General features: G+C 61.5%; 14 protein-coding genes. 7 read left to right on the top strand and 7 right to left on the bottom strand.

Annotation, left to right across the window (positions count from 1 at the left end; translation table 11 throughout):
• Nucleotides 1–154 precede the first annotated feature (154 nt).
• The 3 genes from ABTV29_RS29750 to ABTV29_RS29740 all read right to left on the bottom strand — a co-directional run bounded on the left by ABTV29_RS29750 (nt 155) and on the right by ABTV29_RS29740 (nt 4,319).
• Nucleotides 155–2,503, bottom strand: a complete 2,349-nt coding sequence (locus ABTV29_RS29750) for an FdhF/YdeP family oxidoreductase (protein WP_433768070.1) — start codon at nt 2,501–2,503, stop codon at nt 155–157.
• On the bottom strand, nt 2,500–3,339 hold the full coding sequence (gene fdhD / locus ABTV29_RS29745) for a formate dehydrogenase accessory sulfurtransferase FdhD (protein ID WP_433768069.1): 840 nt from the start codon (nt 3,337–3,339) through the stop codon (nt 2,500–2,502). Before fdhD ends, ABTV29_RS29750 begins: the two co-directional genes overlap by 4 nt.
• 92 nt (nt 3,340–3,431) lie before the next feature.
• Nucleotides 3,432–4,319 carry a LysR family transcriptional regulator gene (locus tag ABTV29_RS29740; protein ID WP_433768068.1) on the bottom strand — a complete coding sequence of 296 codons (888 nt, stop codon included), beginning with the start codon at nt 4,317–4,319 and terminating at the stop codon, nt 3,432–3,434.
• A gap of 166 nt (nt 4,320–4,485) precedes the next feature.
• On the opposite strand from ABTV29_RS29740, the gene lysM reads away from it, so the two are divergent.
• Entirely contained in the window at nt 4,486–4,926 is a 441-nt protein-coding gene (lysM, locus tag ABTV29_RS29735; RefSeq protein WP_433768067.1) for a peptidoglycan-binding protein LysM, read from the top strand.
• A gap of 122 nt (nt 4,927–5,048) precedes the next feature.
• On the opposite strand, the gene yrfG is transcribed toward lysM, so the two are convergent.
• Complete coding sequence (yrfG, locus tag ABTV29_RS29730; protein WP_433768066.1) at nt 5,049–5,711, bottom strand: GMP/IMP nucleotidase; 663 nt, start codon at nt 5,709–5,711, stop codon at nt 5,049–5,051.
• 88 nt (nt 5,712–5,799) lie between these two features.
• On the opposite strand from yrfG, the gene nudE reads away from it, so the two are divergent.
• The gene (nudE, locus tag ABTV29_RS29725) at nt 5,800–6,366 is read left to right on the top strand and encodes an ADP compounds hydrolase NudE (RefSeq protein WP_433768065.1); all 567 of its coding nucleotides are present in this window, start codon (nt 5,800–5,802) and stop codon (nt 6,364–6,366) included.
• Between the two features lie 17 nt (nt 6,367–6,383).
• On the top strand, nt 6,384–7,190 hold the full coding sequence (gene cysQ, locus ABTV29_RS29720; RefSeq protein WP_433772066.1) for a 3'(2'),5'-bisphosphate nucleotidase CysQ: 807 nt from the start codon (nt 6,384–6,386) through the stop codon (nt 7,188–7,190).
• A 75-nt stretch (nt 7,191–7,265) separates the two neighbouring features.
• Here cysQ and ABTV29_RS29715 read toward each other — a convergent pair whose 3' ends face one another.
• Genes ABTV29_RS29715 through ABTV29_RS29705 form a run of 3 tightly spaced genes read right to left on the bottom strand, consistent with a single transcriptional unit; the run spans nt 7,266 to nt 10,961 of the window.
• On the bottom strand, nt 7,266–7,721 hold the full coding sequence (locus ABTV29_RS29715; protein ID WP_433768064.1) for a YiiD C-terminal domain-containing protein: 456 nt from the start codon (nt 7,719–7,721) through the stop codon (nt 7,266–7,268).
• Between the two features lie 40 nt (nt 7,722–7,761).
• A complete protein-coding gene (locus tag ABTV29_RS29710; RefSeq protein WP_433768063.1) occupies nt 7,762–9,156 on the bottom strand; it encodes a sigma-54-dependent transcriptional regulator in 1,395 nt (464 codons plus the stop codon).
• Nucleotides 9,153–10,961 carry a sensor histidine kinase gene (locus ABTV29_RS29705; RefSeq protein WP_433768062.1) on the bottom strand — a complete coding sequence of 603 codons (1,809 nt, stop codon included), beginning with the start codon at nt 10,959–10,961 and terminating at the stop codon, nt 9,153–9,155. Before ABTV29_RS29705 ends, ABTV29_RS29710 begins: the two co-directional genes overlap by 4 nt.
• Before the next feature lie 180 nt (nt 10,962–11,141).
• Between ABTV29_RS29705 and ABTV29_RS29700 the strand changes: the two genes are divergently transcribed.
• The 4 genes from ABTV29_RS29700 to ABTV29_RS29685 all read left to right on the top strand — a co-directional run bounded on the left by ABTV29_RS29700 (nt 11,142) and on the right by ABTV29_RS29685 (nt 16,840).
• Entirely contained in the window at nt 11,142–14,054 is a 2,913-nt protein-coding gene (locus tag ABTV29_RS29700) for an aminotransferase (protein WP_433768061.1), read from the top strand.
• 337 nt (nt 14,055–14,391) lie between these two features.
• Nucleotides 14,392–15,270, top strand: a complete 879-nt coding sequence (gene aguB, locus ABTV29_RS29695) for an N-carbamoylputrescine amidase (protein ID WP_433768060.1) — start codon at nt 14,392–14,394, stop codon at nt 15,268–15,270.
• A gap of 5 nt (nt 15,271–15,275) precedes the next feature.
• The gene (gene aguA / locus ABTV29_RS29690; RefSeq protein ID WP_433768059.1) at nt 15,276–16,382 is read left to right on the top strand and encodes an agmatine deiminase; all 1,107 of its coding nucleotides are present in this window, start codon (nt 15,276–15,278) and stop codon (nt 16,380–16,382) included.
• 245 nt (nt 16,383–16,627) lie between these two features.
• Nucleotides 16,628–16,840 carry a hypothetical protein gene (locus ABTV29_RS29685; RefSeq protein WP_110965847.1) on the top strand — a complete coding sequence of 71 codons (213 nt, stop codon included), beginning with the start codon at nt 16,628–16,630 and terminating at the stop codon, nt 16,838–16,840.
• Nucleotides 16,841–16,894 lie beyond the last annotated feature (54 nt).

Here is a 16,894-nt window from a genome sequence, read left to right as displayed (position 1 = left end):
CAGAAATGAGAGATTTTGTGGCGAGGGAGCTTGCTCCCGTTGGGCCGCTAAGCGGCCCCCTAAGAGGTAAGCCCAATCGATCATTTGGATTTGCCGTGTATGCGGCTACTGCGTAGCCGAACGGGAGCAAGCTCCCTCGCCACATAGCTGGGCGTTAAGCCGACCTGGCCATGATCAACCCGGTCTCACTCGCCGCTTCCAACCGGATCGCCACGAACTTTGACGTCGGCGTATGGCTGCTGTCGCCGATGCTTTCCAGCGGCACCAGCGGATTCACTTCCGGGTAATACGCCGCCGCTTGCCCGGCCGGGATATCGAACGCCAACAGCGTGAAGCCCTTCACCCGACGTTCCACGCCATCGTCCCAGATCGACACGATGTCGGCCTTTTGGCCCGGCTTGAAACCCAGGCGAATGATGTCGGCTTCATTGACGAACAGCACATCGCGTTGGCCCTTGACCCCGCGATAACGATCGTTGAGGCCGTAGATCGTGGTGTTGTACTGGTCGTGGGAGCGCATCGATTGCAGGATCAGGTCCGGCTGTACGCCGGTGGAGCGGGTGCGTTCGTGTATCAGGTCCTTTGGCAGTGCGTTGGGACGGAAATTGGCCCGGCCTGAAGTGGTGTTCCACTTGCGCGCGCCGGCGGTGTTGCCGAGGTAAAAGCCGCCCTTGTTTTTGATCTTCTCGTTGAAGTCCTTGAAGTTGGGAATGGTGTCGGCAATCAGATCGCGGATGCGGCTGTAATCCGCAACCAGCCAATTCCAGTCCACCGGGTGGTTGCCCAGGGTGGCGGCGGCGATGCCGGCCAGGATCGCCGGCTCAGAGCGCATCTGGTTCGACAGTGGCTCCAGCTGGCCGTTGGAGGCGTGGACCATGCTGAACGAGTCTTCGACGGTCACCGCTTGTGGCCCTTCGGTCTGCCGGTCGATATCGGTCCGGCCCAGGCACGGCAGGATCAGCGCGTCTTTACCGTGGGTCAGGTGGCTGCGGTTGAGCTTGGTGCTGATCTGCACGGTCAGGTCGCAGTTGCGCAGGGCCTGGAAGGTCCGTGGGCTGTCAGGGGTGGCCTGGGCGAAGTTGCCGCCCAGGGCAACGAATACTTTGGCGCGGCCTTCGGCCATGGCGTGGATCGCCTCGACCACGTTGTGACCGTTTTCGCGGGGCACCTTGAACTGGAAACGACGCTCCAGCGCATCGAGGAATGCCGCTGGCGGACGCTCGTTGATGCCCATGGTCCGGTCGCCCTGCACGTTACTGTGGCCACGCACCGGGCACAGGCCCGCGCCCGGCCGGCCGATGTTGCCGCGCAGCAGCATCAGGTTGGCGATTTCCTGGATGGTCGCCACGGAATGGCGATGCTGGGTGATGCCCATCGCCCAGCACATGATGACGTTCTTGCCCTTGGCGTACATGCGCGCCGCCTGTTCGATCTCGACCAGCGTCAGGCCCGACTGCTCGACGATCTGCTCCCATGGCGTATCGTCGATGACCGCCAGGTACTCCAGCACGCTGACGCTGTGTTCGTTGAGGAAATCATGATCGAACACCGCCGGGGCGCCAGCCTTCTGCGCGTCGCGCTCCCATTGCAGCAGGAACTTGGCCATGCCGCGCATGATTGCCATGTCACCGCCCAGTGCCGGGCGGAAGTAGGCCGTGTTGGTCGGCCTGTCACCGTTGGTGAGCATTTCGATCGCGTGCTGAGGGTGCTGGAAACGTTCCAGGCCGCGTTCCTTGAGCGGGTTGATGCACACCACCTGCGCGCCGCGTTTCACCGCTTCACGCAGCGGTTCGAGCATCCGTGGGTGGTTGGTGCCGGGGTTCTGGCCCCAGACGAAAATCGCATCGGCGTGTTCGAAGTCATCGAAGGTCACGGTGCCTTTGCCCACGCCAACGCTTTGCGACAGCGCGACGCCACTGGCCTCGTGGCACATGTTCGAACAGTCGGGGAAGTTGTTGGTGCCATAGGCGCGCACAAACAATTGATAGAGAAATGCCGCTTCGTTGCTGGCCCGTCCCGAGGTGTAGAACTCGGCTTGATCCGGGCTCGACAGACCGCGCAGATGCTTGGCGATCAAGGCGAAGGCATCGTCCCAACTGATGGGTTGGTAGCGATCGGTTTCGGCGTTGTACACCAGCGGCTCGGTCAGACGGCCCTGATATTCAAGCCAGTAATCGCTCTGTTCCAGCAGCGAGGTGACGCTGTGTTTGGCGAAGAATTTGCCATCGACACGGCGTTTGGTCGCTTCCCAGTTCACCGCCTTGGCGCCGTTCTCGCAGAACGCCACCATGCCGGCTTCATTGGAATCGCCCCAGGCGCAGCCCGGGCAGTCGAAGCCGCCGTTCTTGTTGGTCTTGAGCATCATGCGCAGGTTCTTCAGCGCGTTGTCGCTGGTCAACCAGGCCTGGGCGACGCTGATCAGCGCGCCCCAGCCGCCGGCCGGACCTTTATAGGGTTTGTAACGGGGAACGGGTGTCTGGTCGGCTTGACGGTGTTGACTCACGCGTGGTTCTCCAACGCTGGGCTGTAAACCCGCGGCGCATTCTTTTGTGGCAGATGGATGAGGTTGAGGTTGTGGCGACGGGCCCATTGCACCGCAAGGCCCGTGGGCGACGACAGGCTGACCAGGGTCTGGATGCCTGCGCGCAAAACTTTCTGGATCAATTCAAGGCTGCAGCGGCTGGTGACAATCGCCAGCCCGCCAGTGATCGGGATGTTGCGACGGATCAGCCCGCCAATCAGCTTGTCGAGAGCGTTGTGCCGGCCGATGTCTTCACGACCGAGCAACAACTCGCCCCGGTCGTTCATGAACACCGCCGCATGCACCGCGCCGCTGTACTGGCCCAGGGGCTGGAAGGCGCCGATACGCTGGCGCAGGCCGTCGAGCCATTCGGCCGGTGGCAAGGGGGCGCCGGGCAACACTTTCAGGTCGGGCAATGCCTGCTCGACTGCTTCCACGCCGCAGAGCCCGCAACCGCTGGTGCCGGCCATTTGTCGACGTTGCTGCTTGAGGTTCCAGAATGCGCGGTTGGCGATGGTCACTTGCGCGTATTGCGCTGATCCCGAGCCACTCAGCTGCAGGTCATAAATGTCATTGGCGTCCTCGATGATGCCGCTGCCCAGGCTGAAGCCGACGATGAAGTCTTCAAGATCGGACGGCGTCACCAGCATCACCGCTTGGCTGATGCCGTTGTAGGCGATCGACAACGCGACTTCCTCGGCCAACGCAGTGTCGGCCGATTCCGTATTTTCGAGATTGCTGTAGCTGTAGGTATGGCTGGCAGCGGGCGCGGGCGTTTCTAGGGCGGGCGCCGGGCAGGAAGGGCGCTTGGTGTCCATGGCATCACCGAGGGGTTGATCAGGTTAAAGACTAGGCGCGACAAGTTGTCGCGTCTAATCGCTAATACTGATCTACCGATAGATGCCGTCGATCAAGCGCCTGCCAGCGATTGCTGGTAAATCGCGAAACAGGCCTCCACGAGCGCCGAGCGCGGCGCGCTTCGGCGCATGATCAGCCCCAGCCGGCCGAGGGTCTGTGCGTTCTCGATGGGCTGCAGGCGCAAATCATCGGTCAGGCTTTCCAGGCCGCTGTCCAACGGCATGATCGCGCAGCACAAGCCTCCGTGGACCGCCTGTAACAGCTGATGCACGGCATCGGTCTGCAACATGGGCTGGGGTGTGAGGCCTCGGCTGTGGAAGTTGTGGTCGATGGACTGGCGAAAATGCATGCCGCTTGTGAGCATGCCCAGCGGCAGTTCGATCAACGACTCCCAGCTCAGCGGCGCCTCGCCGAAGTTGAAGAAACGGTGATCGTAGAGCAGGCCCATGCGGGCTTCGCTGAAGGTAAGCGAATCGAAGTGCTCGACATCCAGGCGCTCCAGATACGACACGCCGAGGTCCAGGCGGTTGTTTGCCAGTTGCTCGAGGATTTGCTCGGAACTGAGCGATGACAGCTCGAAGCGCAGGTTCGGGTGTTCGGCGTGCAGGCGTTGCAACAGCGGCAACGGGTCGAAGCTCGACAGTGGCACCACGCCCAGGCGCAGGGTACCGACCAGATTGCCGCGACAGGCCGCCGCTTCAGCGTACAAACCGTCATAGGCCGCCAGCACCGTGCGCGCCCAGGCCAGCACTCGTTCGCCAGGGGCGGTAAAACCTTCGAAGCGCTGCCCACGATTGACCAGTGGCAGATCGAGCTCCTCTTCGAGGCTGCGCAGGCGCATGGACAGGGTCGGCTGGGTGATGTGGCAGCGCGCGGCGGCCTGGCCGAAGTGCCGGGTTTCGTCGAGAGCGATGAGGAATTTCAGCTGCTTGATGTCCATCTTCGCTCCAAAGGGGCTTTTGGGGGGTGAGCAGTGGGGTGAGCAGGGGCGGATTCTATCGCCAGGCGCCAAGCGGCGTCATTGGTCGGGTTGGATCCGTGGTTTGCGATGGTGGTCTAGGCTTTTGCGTCTGGACAACTAACTAACTTTCCAGGGAGAGCAAACGATGAGTCTTTTAAGCTTTGTGAAAGAGGCAGGCGAAAAACTGTTGGATTTGCTGACGCCCGGTAACGCCAATGCCAGTGAGCAGTTGAAAGATCACATCAGTAAGGTTGGCCTGGGTAATCCGAATGTACAGGCGACGGTTGATGGCGACAAAGTCACCGTGACCGGCGAGGTAGGCAGTCAGGAGGAGAAAGAAAAAATTCTGCTGGCAGTGGGCAATATTGCCGGTGTCGGCAGCGTGGATGATCAGATCACCGTGACCGGACCGGTCGTGAAGGCCGCCGTATTCGTCACTGTTGTGAAGGGCGACACCCTCAGCGCCATTTCCAAGCGGGTGTATGGCGATGCCAACCAGTACAACAAGATCTTTGAAGCCAACAAACCGATGCTGTCCCATCCGGACAAGATTTATCCGGGGCAGTCGTTGCGGATTCCCGAATAACCTTCAAGACCGCAATCGCGAGCAGGCTCGCTCCCACACTGGATCTACTTCGTGCACAAATGATGCAGGCATTGAAGATCTAATGTGGGAGCGAGCCTGCTCGCGATGCAGTCGCCGCAGTCTCAAAGCCCTGCAATCAAATCCCGATAATCCGTCACCGCCGCGAACTCCGCCGTGTCTTTCGGCCCCTTGCGGCTGTCCGGCTCGCTCACCGCCAGCAAATGCGCCACGCCGAAATTTCTCGCGCTGCGCAAGATCGGCAAGGTGTCGTCGATGAACAGGCTGCGCGCCGGGTCGAAATCGATGTCGGCCTGCAACGCGTCCCAGAACTGCGGGTTTTCCTTGGGGAAACCGTAATCGTGAGAGCTGATCAGGCGCTCGAAATACGGTGCCAGTTCGATTCTTTCCAGCTTCAACGACAGTGAATCGCGGTGCGCATTGGTGATCAGTATCACGCGCTTGCCGGCCTGTTTGATCGCCGCCAGAAAGGTGTCGGCATCCGGGCGCAGGGCGATCAGGTGGGCGGTTTCCAGTTTCAGTTCGCGCACCGGTAGCTTCAGTTCGGCACTCCAGAAATCCAGGCAGTACCACTGCAACTGGCCAGCGTTGCGTTCGAACAGCGGCTGCAACTCCAGCTCGGCCATGGCCTGGCTGACGCCGTGCAATTCGGCGTAGCGCCGGGGCAAGTGCTCCAGCCAGAAGTGGTTGTCGAAGTGCAGGTCCAACAGCGTGCCGTCCATGTCCAACAGAACGGTGTCGATGTCAGGCCACGGTAATGAGGGCATGGCAGTGTCTCGGGTGGTAGATGGATATCCGGCGTAAACAATCGGAAAAGCCGCGTTATAGTAGCGCGTTCACGCCAAGGAGCTTTGCATGCGCCAGAAACCCACCGTCCTCGCCCGCGAGATCGTCGCCACCAGCCGCCTGTTCTGCGTCGAAGAGCTCAAGCTGCGCTTTTCCAATGGCGTGGAGCGTACCTATGAGCGTTTGGTCGGCAAGGGTGCCGGTTATGGCGCGGTGATGGTCGTGGCGATGCTCGATGCCGATCATGCGGTGCTGGTCGAGGAGTACTGCGGCGGTACAGATGAATACGAATTGTCGCTGCCCAAGGGCCTGATCGAACCGGGCGAAGACGTGCTGGCGGCGGCGGAGCGTGAACTCAAGGAAGAGGCCGGCTTTGGCGCACGGCAGTTGGAACATTTGACCGAGTTGTCGCTGTCGCCTGGCTACATGAGCCAGAAAATTCAGGTGGTACTGGCCACCGATTTGTACGAAGAACGCCTGGAAGGTGACGAGCCCGAGCCTATGGGCCTGTCCAGGGTCAACCTGCGGGAGCTGTCGGCGTTGGCGCAAAATCCGCAATTCACCGAAGGCCGTGCCCTGGCGGCGTTGTACCTGGCCCGAGATCTGTTGACCCAACGCGGAGTGTTTCTGCCGTGAATTTCCCTCATCCATTGATGGCGCCGGTGATTGAGCTGGCCTTGAAGGCTGGCGATGCGATCCTGCCGTTCTGGCGCATCAATACCGAAGTGACTGCCAAGGCAGACGATTCGCCGGTGACTGCCGCCGACCTGGCCGCTCATCACCTGATTGTGGCCGGGCTGACGGCGCTGGACCCCAGCATCCCGGTGCTGTCCGAAGAAGACGCCAACATCCCCCAAAACGTGCGTGCCGGATGGCAGCGCTGGTGGCTGGTGGACCCTCTGGACGGCACCAAGGAATTTATCTCGGGCAGCGAAGAGTTCACCGTCAACATTGCCCTGGTAGAACAGGGGCGCGTGGTGTTTGGCGTGGTTTCGATGCCGACCAACGGCCGGTTTTATGTGGGCGGCGCCGGATTGGGTGCGTGGCGTGGCGACAAGGACGCCGAGCCGCAGCCGATTCAGGTGCGTGAAGTGCCACCGGCGGGGACCGCGTTTACGGTGGTCGCCAGTCGCCGCCATTCCAGCCCGGAGCAGGAGCGGCTGCTTGCCGGCTTGAGTGCCGGTTTGGGTGAGCTGGAACTGGCGAACATCGGCAGTTCGTTGAAGTTCTGCCTGTTGGCCGAAGGGGCGGCGGATTGCTATCCGCGCCTGGCGCCGACTTCCCAGTGGGACACGGCGGCGGCGCAAGGTGTGCTGGAAGGGGCGGGCGGCGAGGTGCTGGATCTGAACGGCGAGCCGTTCTCCTATCCGCCGCGGGAGTCTTTGTTGAACGGGTTTTTCCTGGCGTTGCCGGCCAAGGCGGCGTGGCGCGAGACGTTGCTGGAACTGGCCCGGAATTAAGATCAAAAGATCGCAGCCTGCGGCAGTTCCTACAGTGACCGGTGTAGGAGCTGTCGCAGGCTGCGATCTTTTGCTTTAGCGGTGCAGGACGTACTGCCCCACAAACTTCACCGCATCCTCATCACTACCGGCATTCACCACCCGCGTATTCAGGGTCAGCCGCGCCCGTCCATAGCGCTGATACATCGCCAGAAATTTTTTCCACACCTGCGGGTTCGGCGCCGGGCAAATGGCATGGGCATCGCCTGTCACCGGTAGCGGGTAGTTGATCTGTCCTTCCTGGATCACGATGTGCCCATCGGTGATGCCTTCTTCTTTCAGGCGCAGATGCATCCAGCCCCAACCGGCCAGTACCGCGCCGCAATACAGGCTGCCGCCGAACATGGTGCTTTTGTGGTTGACGTTGGCGTCCAGCGGCAAGTGCAGGCGCAGTTGCTGATCGTGCCAGTCGAGCACCTTGAGGCCCATGTCCCGGGTGAGGGGGATGTCGTGGTGGAGGACGGATTCCAGTTGACGACTGTCGCGGCTCATTGAGCAGCCTCTTGTGTGCAGGGGTTAATGGAACGGTAGCTCAATCGAGTTCTTCGCTGTGGCTGGCGGCACCGCTGTCGGCGAAGCTCAGGCCGTGTTTGCGCAGCTTGTCGTGCAAGGTCTTGCGCGGAATGCCCAAGGCTTCGGCGACGCTGCGCAAGGAGCTGTGCGAGCGCGCCAGTTCGGCGGCAATCAGGGTTTTTTCGAAGTTTTCCACTTGCTCGCTCAGGCCGCCGCTGACCAGTTCCACCAGGGTGCCGGTGGTGCCTTGGGCCTCACTGTTGTCCAGCGCCAGTTCCAGGCCTAGGGCAAAGCGTTCGGCGGCGTTCTGCAGTTCACGCACGTTGCCGGGCCAGGTGTGGCGCAGCAGCAGGGCGCGTTGCCCCGGTTGCAGTTCGTGGGGTGGCAAGCCATGGCGGGCACTAGCCTCGTCGGCAAAGTGCTGGAACAGCACCAACGCATCTTCGCCACGCTCGCGCAGCGGTGGAATGCGCAGTGGCGCGACGTTCAGGCGGTAATACAGGTCGGCGCGGAAACGTCCCTGATCAGCGGCCTGACGCAGGTCTTCCTTGGTGGCGGCGATGATGCGGATGTCCAGCGGGATCAGCTGGTTGCCGCCAAGGCGTTCGACCACCCGTTCCTGCAGCAAGCGCAGCAATTTCACCTGCACATCCAGGCTCATGCTCTCGATTTCGTCGAGGAACAAGGTGCCGCCGTTGGCGAATTCGAACTTGCCGATACGCCGTTTCTGCGCCCCGGTGAAGGCGCCGGGCTCATGGCCGAACAACTCGCTCTCGACCACCGACTCGGCCAGCGCCCCGGCGTTGATCGCCACGAACGGGCCGTTCCTGCGGCTCGACAAATCATGCAGTGCCCGGGCCACCACTTCTTTGCCGGCACCGGTTTCACCGAGGATCAGTACGTCGGCCTTGGTCGCCGCCAGGGCGCCGATCTGTTCGCGCAGCCGCGACATCGACGACGATTGCCCGACCAGACGCGTGCTCAATTCATTGCGATCGCTCAGGGCCAGTCGCAGGCTGCGGTTGTCCAGCACCAGGCGGCGCAGGGCCAGGGCGCGGCGCACGCTGTCGAGCAGGGCATCGCTGGCGAAGGGTTTTTCCAGAAAATCATAGGCCCCGGCGCGCATGGCTTGCACCGCCAGCGGCACGTCGCCGTGGCCGGTGATCAGCAGCACTGGCAGCTCCGGATCCTGGGCATGCAGTTCGGTGAGCAATTCGATGCCGTCCATGCCGGGCATGCGAATGTCACTGACCACCACACCCGGCCAGTCACGCTCCACTTGCGCGGCCAACCCCTTGGCCTCGGCCAGCGACAGCACCTTCAGGCCGGCCAGATCGAGGGTCTGGCTCAGGGCCTGGCGCAGGTGCGGATCATCGTCGATCAACACGACCTGAATGCGATTGTCGATGGTCATGCAATTCGGTCCTCGGACGGTTGCAGGCTCACGCCCGGTGCGCCTGCACGCAGTTTCAAAGTAATCAACGCGCCGCCTTCCTTGTGATTGGCGAACGACAGTTCACCGCCGAAGGCGCGCATGAGGGTCTCGCAGATCGCCAATCCCAGGCCAAGCCCCTGGGTGCGGGTCTTGGTGGTGTAGAAGGGTTCGCTGGCGCGGCCAAGGGCTTCCATGCAGAAACCGGGGCCATTGTCGCGAATGTACAGGGTGACGCCATCCGCGCTGGATTGGGCACTCAACCAGAGTTTGCGCGGCGGGCCTTTTTCCGTGAGGGCGTCCAGGGCGTTGGCCAGCAGATTGCCAAGCACCTGGCGCAAGCGGGTTTCCCCGGCCTCGACCCACAGCGTCGCGGCGGGCAAGTCGCGGATCAATTCGACGTCCATGCTGCGTCGGCGCTTGGCCAAAAGGGCCAGTGCATCGTCCAGCGCCGGCTGCAGGGCGACGCTTTCCGGGGCATGGCGATCACGTCGGGCAAAGGCGCGTAAATGGGCGATGATCGAGGACATGCGCCCGGTCAGCTCGCTGATCAGCTTGAGGTTGCCGCGGGCGTCGTCGGTGCGCTGGTGGTCGAGCAACACTTCGGCGTTTTCCGCGTAGCTGCGGATGGCGGCCAGCGGCTGATTGAGCTCATGGCTGATACTCGCCGACATGGTCCCCAGGGCCGACAGTTTGCCGGCCTGGACCAGATCATCCTGGGCACGCACCAGCTCTTGCTGGGCCTGCTCGCGCTCCAGCACTTCCTGTTTGAGGCGGCGGTTGAGGCCTTCCAGGTCGCTGGTGCGTTCGGCGACCCGATCTTCCAGTTCACGCCGGGCCTTGGCTTCGAAGGCGATTCGTTCCAGGTAATGACGGCGGCGTTGCATCACCAGGCCGAGCAACAGCATCACCACCAGCAGCGTGGCACCGCCAATCGCGACCACGGTGCGCACCGGGCGGTCGATCAGGGTTCGTGGGGCGAGGATGCTGACGTTCCAGCCGGTTTCCGCCATGGTCTGGGTCTGGGTCAGCCAGGCATTGGGGTTGAGCTTCAAGGGCTTGGGTTCGCGGGTCGGATAGGGCTGGATCGCGCTGATGGCCTTGCGTTCGTCTTCGCTCAAGGGGCGGGTCGCGCGAAAGCGCCATTCCGGCCGCGAGGTGAGGATGACCACACCGTTGTGATCGGTCAGCAGCAGTTGTTCCGGGGTTTTGCCCCACAGGCTCTCGGTGTGGTCCAGGTCAACCTTGACCACCAGCACGCCGATGATTTTCTCGCCATTGCGCACGGCGGCGGCAAAGAAGTAGCCGCGCTTGGCGGACGTGGTGCCCAGCCCGAAAAAGCGCCCGAGACGCCCGGCCATGGCCTCGCTGAAATACGGCCTGAAGGAAAAATTGCGCCCGACGAAACTGTCGTGTTTATCCCAGTTGGAGGCCGCCAGGGTCTTGCCTGTGGTGTCCATCAGGTACATGACCTCGGCCCCGGTCTGGGTGCTGATGTTTTTTAACAGGCGGTTGGCGTTGCCCTGGGTGACGCTATCGTCCGGTGCACCCAGCACGGCGCGCAGGGCCGGCAAGTCGCCGAGAATCTGCGGCAGCACTTCATAACGGTGCAGGGTACCCAGCAGGTTGGCGACGTAGAGGTCGAGGGTCTGGCGATTCTGCCCGGCCAGTTCGCTGCGGTAATAGCGCTCGGCCAGATGCTCCAGCGGCCACAGCAATGGCGCCAGGCACAGCGCGAGCAGGGCCAGGCTGCGCCAGCGGGGTCTGCGAGGAAGGGTCTGAGTCATGTGCATCGAACGCCTGTGAGTACTGACGCATTATGCCTAGGCCAGCGGGCGCAGTCTGCGAACCGTTGATATCCGTCGGTTGTTCATCAGGCCGGTGAAGGGGGGGGTTGCGTATCGGCTCGCGCAGTGGCGATATAGGCGCCTAATAAATTTAACACCTTCATTGAAGAGGTCCGTTCCATGCCGCTCGCCACCTTGATTCACCGCGCCAGTTTGCCTAGCCCGCAGGTCTCTGCGGAGCAAGCACTTGAGCTGTTGCAGGAACATTACGGGCTTGGCGGCAGATTGCAGGCCCTGGGCAGCCAGCAGGATTTGAACTACCGAGTCGACAGCGATCAGGGCCGTTTCGTCCTGAAAATCTGCCGCGGCGATTATTCGGCGCTGGAGTTGCAGGCCCAGCATGCCGGGCTCAAGCATCTGGGGCAGCATCCTGATGTCCACGTGCCCCGTGTGATCGCGGCAAAAAACGGTGAGGATCTGCTGTCGCTGGAGGTAGCCGGCCAGGCGGTGCATGTACGCCTGCTCGACTACATCGAAGGCCAGTCCCTGACCCACCTCGATCATTTCAACCGCACGGTGGTGGCCGGTTTCGGTCGCTTGTGTGGCGAGATGGACTTGGCGCTGGCCGGTTTCGACCATCCCGGCCTGGTGCGCACGCTGCAATGGGACGCGCGCCATGCCCAGGCATTGATCGCGCATTTGCTGCCAGTCATCCAGGACGACGCCCAGCGCAAGCTGATCGCCGAAGCGGCAGCGCAAGCCGAATGCCATTTGCAGCCTCTGTTGGACAAGCTGCCGGTGCAGGCCATTCACATGGACATCACCGACGATAACGTGGTCTGGCAGCGCGATGCCGAGCGTCAGTGGCAACTGCAGGGCGTGATCGATTTCGGCGATCTGGTGCGCACCTGGCGCATCACCGATCTGTCGGTGACCTGCGCAGCCTTGCTGCACCACGGCGATGGCGATCCATTCTGCATTTTGCCGGCGGTTCAGGCGTATCACGCGGTCAATCCGCTGACCCACGAAGAGTTGCTGGCGCTGTGGCCGCTGATCGTCGCCCGGGCGGCGGTGCTGGTACTCAGTGGCGAGCAGCAGGTCAGCATCGATCCGGGCAACACCTATAGCCGAGACAACCTGACCCACGAGTGGGAAATCTTCCGCGTGGCGACCTCGGTGCCGCTGGCGCTGATGGAAGCCGCGATTCTGAGCGCTGTCGGCCAGACGTTGCCGGGCATCGTCAGCGAAGGATTTGCGCCGCTGCTACCAAGCCTGGTGGGACGTGAATTCGCCTTGATCGATTTGGGCGTGCTCAGCCCGCACTTCGAGGCCGGTAATTGGGAACAGGAAGGCATTGACCAGCGCCTGTTGGATGAAGCCGCCGCAGCTCACGGCCTGGCGGCCAGCCGCTACGGGCAATACCGCCTTTCCCGTACCCTGCCGGACAGCGCGATCGAACCCGATACCTGCCCGTTACACGTCGAATTGCGCGTACCACAAGGCACGACCGTCGAAGCGCCGTTTGCCGGGGTAGTGCATCAGCCATCGCCCGGTGTGTTGCAACTGGACGGCCCACAAGTGAGCGTGCGCCTGTGGGGCGTGACGTCAGCGGTGCATGCCGGTGCCGCACTGGTCAAAGGCCAGGTGTTGGGCGCCGTCAGCGGGCCGTTGCGGGTGCAACTGTGCCGGGACGCATCGTTCAACGCGCCGCTGTTCTGCACGCCGACCCGCGCACCGGCCTGGCGGGCACTATGCCCATCACCGGCGGCGCTGCTGGGCCTGGCCTGTGACGCTGAGGCAGAGCTGGATGCGCAGACCTTGTTGGCCCGTCGCGACGCCAGTTTCGCCCGCACGCAAAAACACTATTACGTCGACCCGCCGCGCATTGAGCGCGGCTGGCGCAACCACCTGATCGACATGCAGGGCCGTTCGTACCTCGACATGCTCAACAACGTCGCGGTGCTTGGCCACGGTCACCCGCGCATGGCCGCAGTCGCCAGCCGACAGTGGTCGCTGCTCAACACCAACTCGCGATTCAACTACGCCGCCGTGGCGGAATTCTCCGAGCGTTTGCTGAAGCTGGCGCCGGAATCCATGGACCGCGTGTTCCTGGTCAACAGCGGCAGCGAGGCCAATGACCTGGCGATCCGCCTGGCCTGGGCCTACAGCGGCGGGCGCGACATTGTCAGCGTGCTGGAGGCTTATCACGGATGGACCGTGGGCGCGGATGCGGTGTCGACCTCGATCGCCGACAACCCCAGGGCGCTGGAAAGCCGCCCGGACTGGGTGCATCCGGTGACGGCGCCGAACACCTATCGCGGCGAATTCCGTGGCCCGGACAGCGCGCCGGACTATGTGCGCAGTGTCGAACACAACCTGGCGAAAATCGCCGAACAGAAACGCCAGCTGGCCGGTTTCATCTGTGAACCGGTGTACGGCAATGCCGGCGGTATCTCGCTGCCAGCGGGCTACCTGAAAGAGGTCTATGCCAAGGTGCGCGCCCAGGGTGGCGTGTGTATCGCCGACGAAGTGCAGGTCGGCTACGGGCGCATGGGTCACTTCTTCTGGGGCTTCGAAGAGCAGGGCGTGGTGCCGGACATCATCACCATGGCCAAGGGCATGGGCAACGGCCAGCCACTGGGTGCGGTGATCACTCGCCGGGAAATCGCCGAGGCCCTGGAGGCTGAGGGTTATTTCTTCTCGTCGGCCGGCGGCAGCCCGGTCAGTTGCGAGATCGGCATGGCGGTGCTGGATGTGATGGAAGAAGAAAAGCTCTGGGAAAACGCTCAGGTCGTGGGCGGGTATTTCAAGGAGCGCCTTGAAGCGCTGATTGATATTCATCCACTGGTGGGGGCGGTGCATGGGTCCGGCTTCTATCTGGGCGTGGAGCTGATCCGCAACCGCGAAACCCTGGAGCCGGCGACCGAGGAAACAACAGAGCTGTGCAATCGCTTGCGCGACCTGGGCATCTTCATGCAGCCGACCGGCGATTACCTGAACGTGCTCAAGATCAAGCCGCCGATGGTGACGTCGCGCCAGAGCGTGGATTTCTTTGTGGACATGCTTTCGAAGGTGCTGAGCGAAGATCTGTAACCACCCTGGCCCAATGTAGGAGCTGCCGCAGGCTGCGATCTTTTGATCTTGATCTTGATCTTGATCTTGATCTTGATCTTGATCTTGATCTTGATCTTGATCTTGATCTTGATCTTGATCTTGATCTTGATCTTGAAAATCAAAGTCAAAAGATCGCAGCCTGCGGCAGCTCCTACTTTGGGTATGTATATCGATTAATATCTGTGTTTTGTGCGTGTTTTAAGACGAAAGGCTAATTTATAACTTTTAAAACCGATATTTATCGGATATAAAGTCGCCAATGCCAGGGCGTGGTCGAACCATGCCCGACCGTCACGCACTTGCCCGGAGATGCTTCATGAGCCGTAACGTTACTGTCGCTGCCACTCAAATGGCCTGTTCCTGGGACCTTGAGGGCAACATCGAGGTCGCTGAAAGACTGGTCCGCGAAGCCGCCGCCAAGGGCGCGCAGATCATCCTGATCCAGGAATTGTTCGAAGCGCCGTACTTCTGCCAGAAGCCGAACCCGGATTACCTGCAACTGGCCACGACCGTTGAAAACGACGTCGCCATCAAGCACTTCCAGAAAGTCGCGAAGGAGCTGCAAGTCGTATTGCCGATCAGCTTCTACGAACTGGCCGGCCGCGCGCGCTTCAACAGCATCGCGATCATCGATGCCGACGGCAGCAACCTCGGGATTTATCGGAAAAGCCACATCCCGGATGGCCCTGGCTACCACGAGAAGTACTACTTCAACCCGGGCGATACCGGCTTCAAGGTCTGGAACACCCGCTATGCGAAAATCGGCGTGGGCATCTGCTGGGACCAGTGGTTTCCAGAGGCTGCGCGCAGCATGGCGCTGCAAGGTGCGGAGATTCTGTTCTACCCGACGGCCATCGGCAGCGAACCCCACGACAAGACCATTTCGTCCCGCGACCATTGGCAGCGCGTGCAACAAGGCCACGCCGGCGCTAACCTGATGCCGCTGATCGCCAGTAACCGCATCGGCAACGAAGAACAAGACGGCTACGACATTACCTTTTATGGTTCGTCGTTCATTGCCAACCAGTTCGGCGAGAAGGTGCAGGAACTCAATGAAACCGAAGAAGGCATTCTGGTTCACACCTTTGACCTCGACCAACTCGAACACATCCGCAGCGCGTGGGGCTCGTTCCGTGACCGTCGTCCGAACCTGTACGGCGCGCTGAAAACCCTCGACGGAACCCTGGAGTCCTGATCGACATGACCACTTTGAAAAGCACCCCTCGCGCAGACGGTTTCTACATGCCGGCCGAGTGGGCACCACAGACCCAGACCTGGATGATCTGGCCCGAGCGCCCTGACAACTGGCGCCTGGGCGGCAAACCGGCGCAAGCTGCGCACGTTGCGGTGGCCAAGGCCATTGCCCGTTTCGAACCGGTCACCGTGGCGGTATCCGCCGGCCAGTACGAAAACGCCCGTGCCCGCCTGGACGTGCCGAACATCCGCGTGGTGGAAATGTCCAGCGACGACGCCTGGGTCCGGGATACCGGCCCGACATTCGTCATCAATAACAGCGGTGAAGTCCGTGGCGTGAACTGGGACTTCAACTCCTGGGGCGGTTTTGACGGTGGCCTGTATTCACCGTGGAACCGTGACTCCCAGGTCGGCGGCAAGATCCTCGAAATCGAGCGCAGCCCGCGCTACCGCACTGAGGGCTTCGTGCTCGAAGGCGGTTCGATTCACGTCGACGGCGAAGGCACGCTGATCACCACCGAAGAATGCCTGCTCAACCGCAATCGCAATCCGCACATGGATCGTGCGCAAATCGAAGCGGTGCTCAAAGACAATCTGGCTGTGGATAAGATCATCTGGCTGCCGGACGGTTTGTTCAACGACGAAACCGACGGCCATGTGGATAACTTCTGCTGCTATGTGCGTCCGGGTGAAGTGCTGCTGGCGTGGACCGACGACCCGCAGGACCCGAACTACCCGCGTTGCCAGGCGGCGATGAAAGTGCTGCAAAGCAGCACCGACGCCAAGGGACGCCCATTCACGGTGCACAAAATGCCGATTCCGGGGCCGCTGTACGCGACCGAGGAAGAGTGTGCGGGCGTCGATCCGGTGGATGGCACCCAGGAGCGTAATCCGTCGGTGCGCCTGGCCGGTTCCTACGTGAACTTCCTGATCGTCAACGGCGGCATCATTGCACCGAGCTTCGACGACCCGCTGGATGGCCCTGCCAAGGAGATCCTGCAGTCGCTGTTCCCGCAGCACGAAGTGGTCATGGTTCCCGGCCGCGAACTGTTACTGGGTGGCGGTAACATTCACTGCCTTACCCAACAGCAGCCTGCGCCACACAAGGAATGAGTGACCCCGTAACATCCTGAGTTAATTGTGAAAAAAATCAGGCAAACGTTTTCGTTCCTCGCCTTGCATACAGCCCGCATTCCGTAAGGTTTGCGGGCTTTTTTGTATCGGTTTCCCAACAATCAAGACACCTTGGCATAGCTCTTGTATTGCACATGTTGCAAAACAGGGAGGGGAGAACTTTAGTCGTTCTGTCATAAACCTTGGATAAGTTAGCCGCTCACAAACCGGGAGAGAGCGCTGAAATGAACGCCGAAGTAAAGGTAGTGGGCGAGCGGGCGCTGCATCCCCTGGCAGTAAATGGTGAATCGCTCCAGATCCTGGCGCACTGGTTCAAGTCCAATGGAACGCGTCCGATCAGCGAGACTGATCCGCGCCGGACAATAATCGAGCGCTACCCCGCTGGTTTATTCAGCGAAGCGGAGCTGGATGCGCTGTGGGATGTAATGGAAGGATAAGAAGAAAAACAACGGATTGAACAAACGAAAGCGCTGCCGGGATGGCAGCGCTTT

It is taken from the genome of Pseudomonas putida, from assembly GCF_050989985.1.
Classification (GTDB): domain Bacteria; phylum Pseudomonadota; class Gammaproteobacteria; order Pseudomonadales; family Pseudomonadaceae; genus Aquipseudomonas; species Aquipseudomonas putida_AI.
This window is presented reverse-complemented; position numbering and strand designations above follow the sequence as displayed.

Excerpts from the sequence above, each read along its gene's own strand:
- aguA (WP_433768059.1), top strand. The coding sequence starts at position 15,276 with ATGACCACTTTGAAAAGCACCCCTCGCGCAGACGGTTTCTACATGCCG.
- fdhD (WP_433768069.1), bottom strand. The coding sequence starts at position 3,339 with ATGGACACCAAGCGCCCTTCCTGCCCGGCGCCCGCCCTAGAAACGCCC.
- aguB (WP_433768060.1), top strand. The coding sequence starts at position 14,392 with ATGAGCCGTAACGTTACTGTCGCTGCCACTCAAATGGCCTGTTCCTGG.
- ABTV29_RS29740 (WP_433768068.1), bottom strand. The coding sequence starts at position 4,319 with ATGGACATCAAGCAGCTGAAATTCCTCATCGCTCTCGACGAAACCCGG.
- lysM (WP_433768067.1), top strand. The coding sequence starts at position 4,486 with ATGAGTCTTTTAAGCTTTGTGAAAGAGGCAGGCGAAAAACTGTTGGAT.
- ABTV29_RS29685 (WP_110965847.1), top strand. The coding sequence starts at position 16,628 with ATGAACGCCGAAGTAAAGGTAGTGGGCGAGCGGGCGCTGCATCCCCTG.
- ABTV29_RS29715 (WP_433768064.1), bottom strand. The coding sequence starts at position 7,721 with ATGAGCCGCGACAGTCGTCAACTGGAATCCGTCCTCCACCACGACATC.
- ABTV29_RS29705 (WP_433768062.1), bottom strand. The coding sequence starts at position 10,961 with ATGACTCAGACCCTTCCTCGCAGACCCCGCTGGCGCAGCCTGGCCCTG.
- ABTV29_RS29700 (WP_433768061.1), top strand. The coding sequence starts at position 11,142 with ATGCCGCTCGCCACCTTGATTCACCGCGCCAGTTTGCCTAGCCCGCAG.
- ABTV29_RS29710 (WP_433768063.1), bottom strand. The coding sequence starts at position 9,156 with ATGACCATCGACAATCGCATTCAGGTCGTGTTGATCGACGATGATCCG.
- yrfG (WP_433768066.1), bottom strand. The coding sequence starts at position 5,711 with ATGCCCTCATTACCGTGGCCTGACATCGACACCGTTCTGTTGGACATG.
- cysQ (WP_433772066.1), top strand. The coding sequence starts at position 6,384 with ATGGCGCCGGTGATTGAGCTGGCCTTGAAGGCTGGCGATGCGATCCTG.
- nudE (WP_433768065.1), top strand. The coding sequence starts at position 5,800 with ATGCGCCAGAAACCCACCGTCCTCGCCCGCGAGATCGTCGCCACCAGC.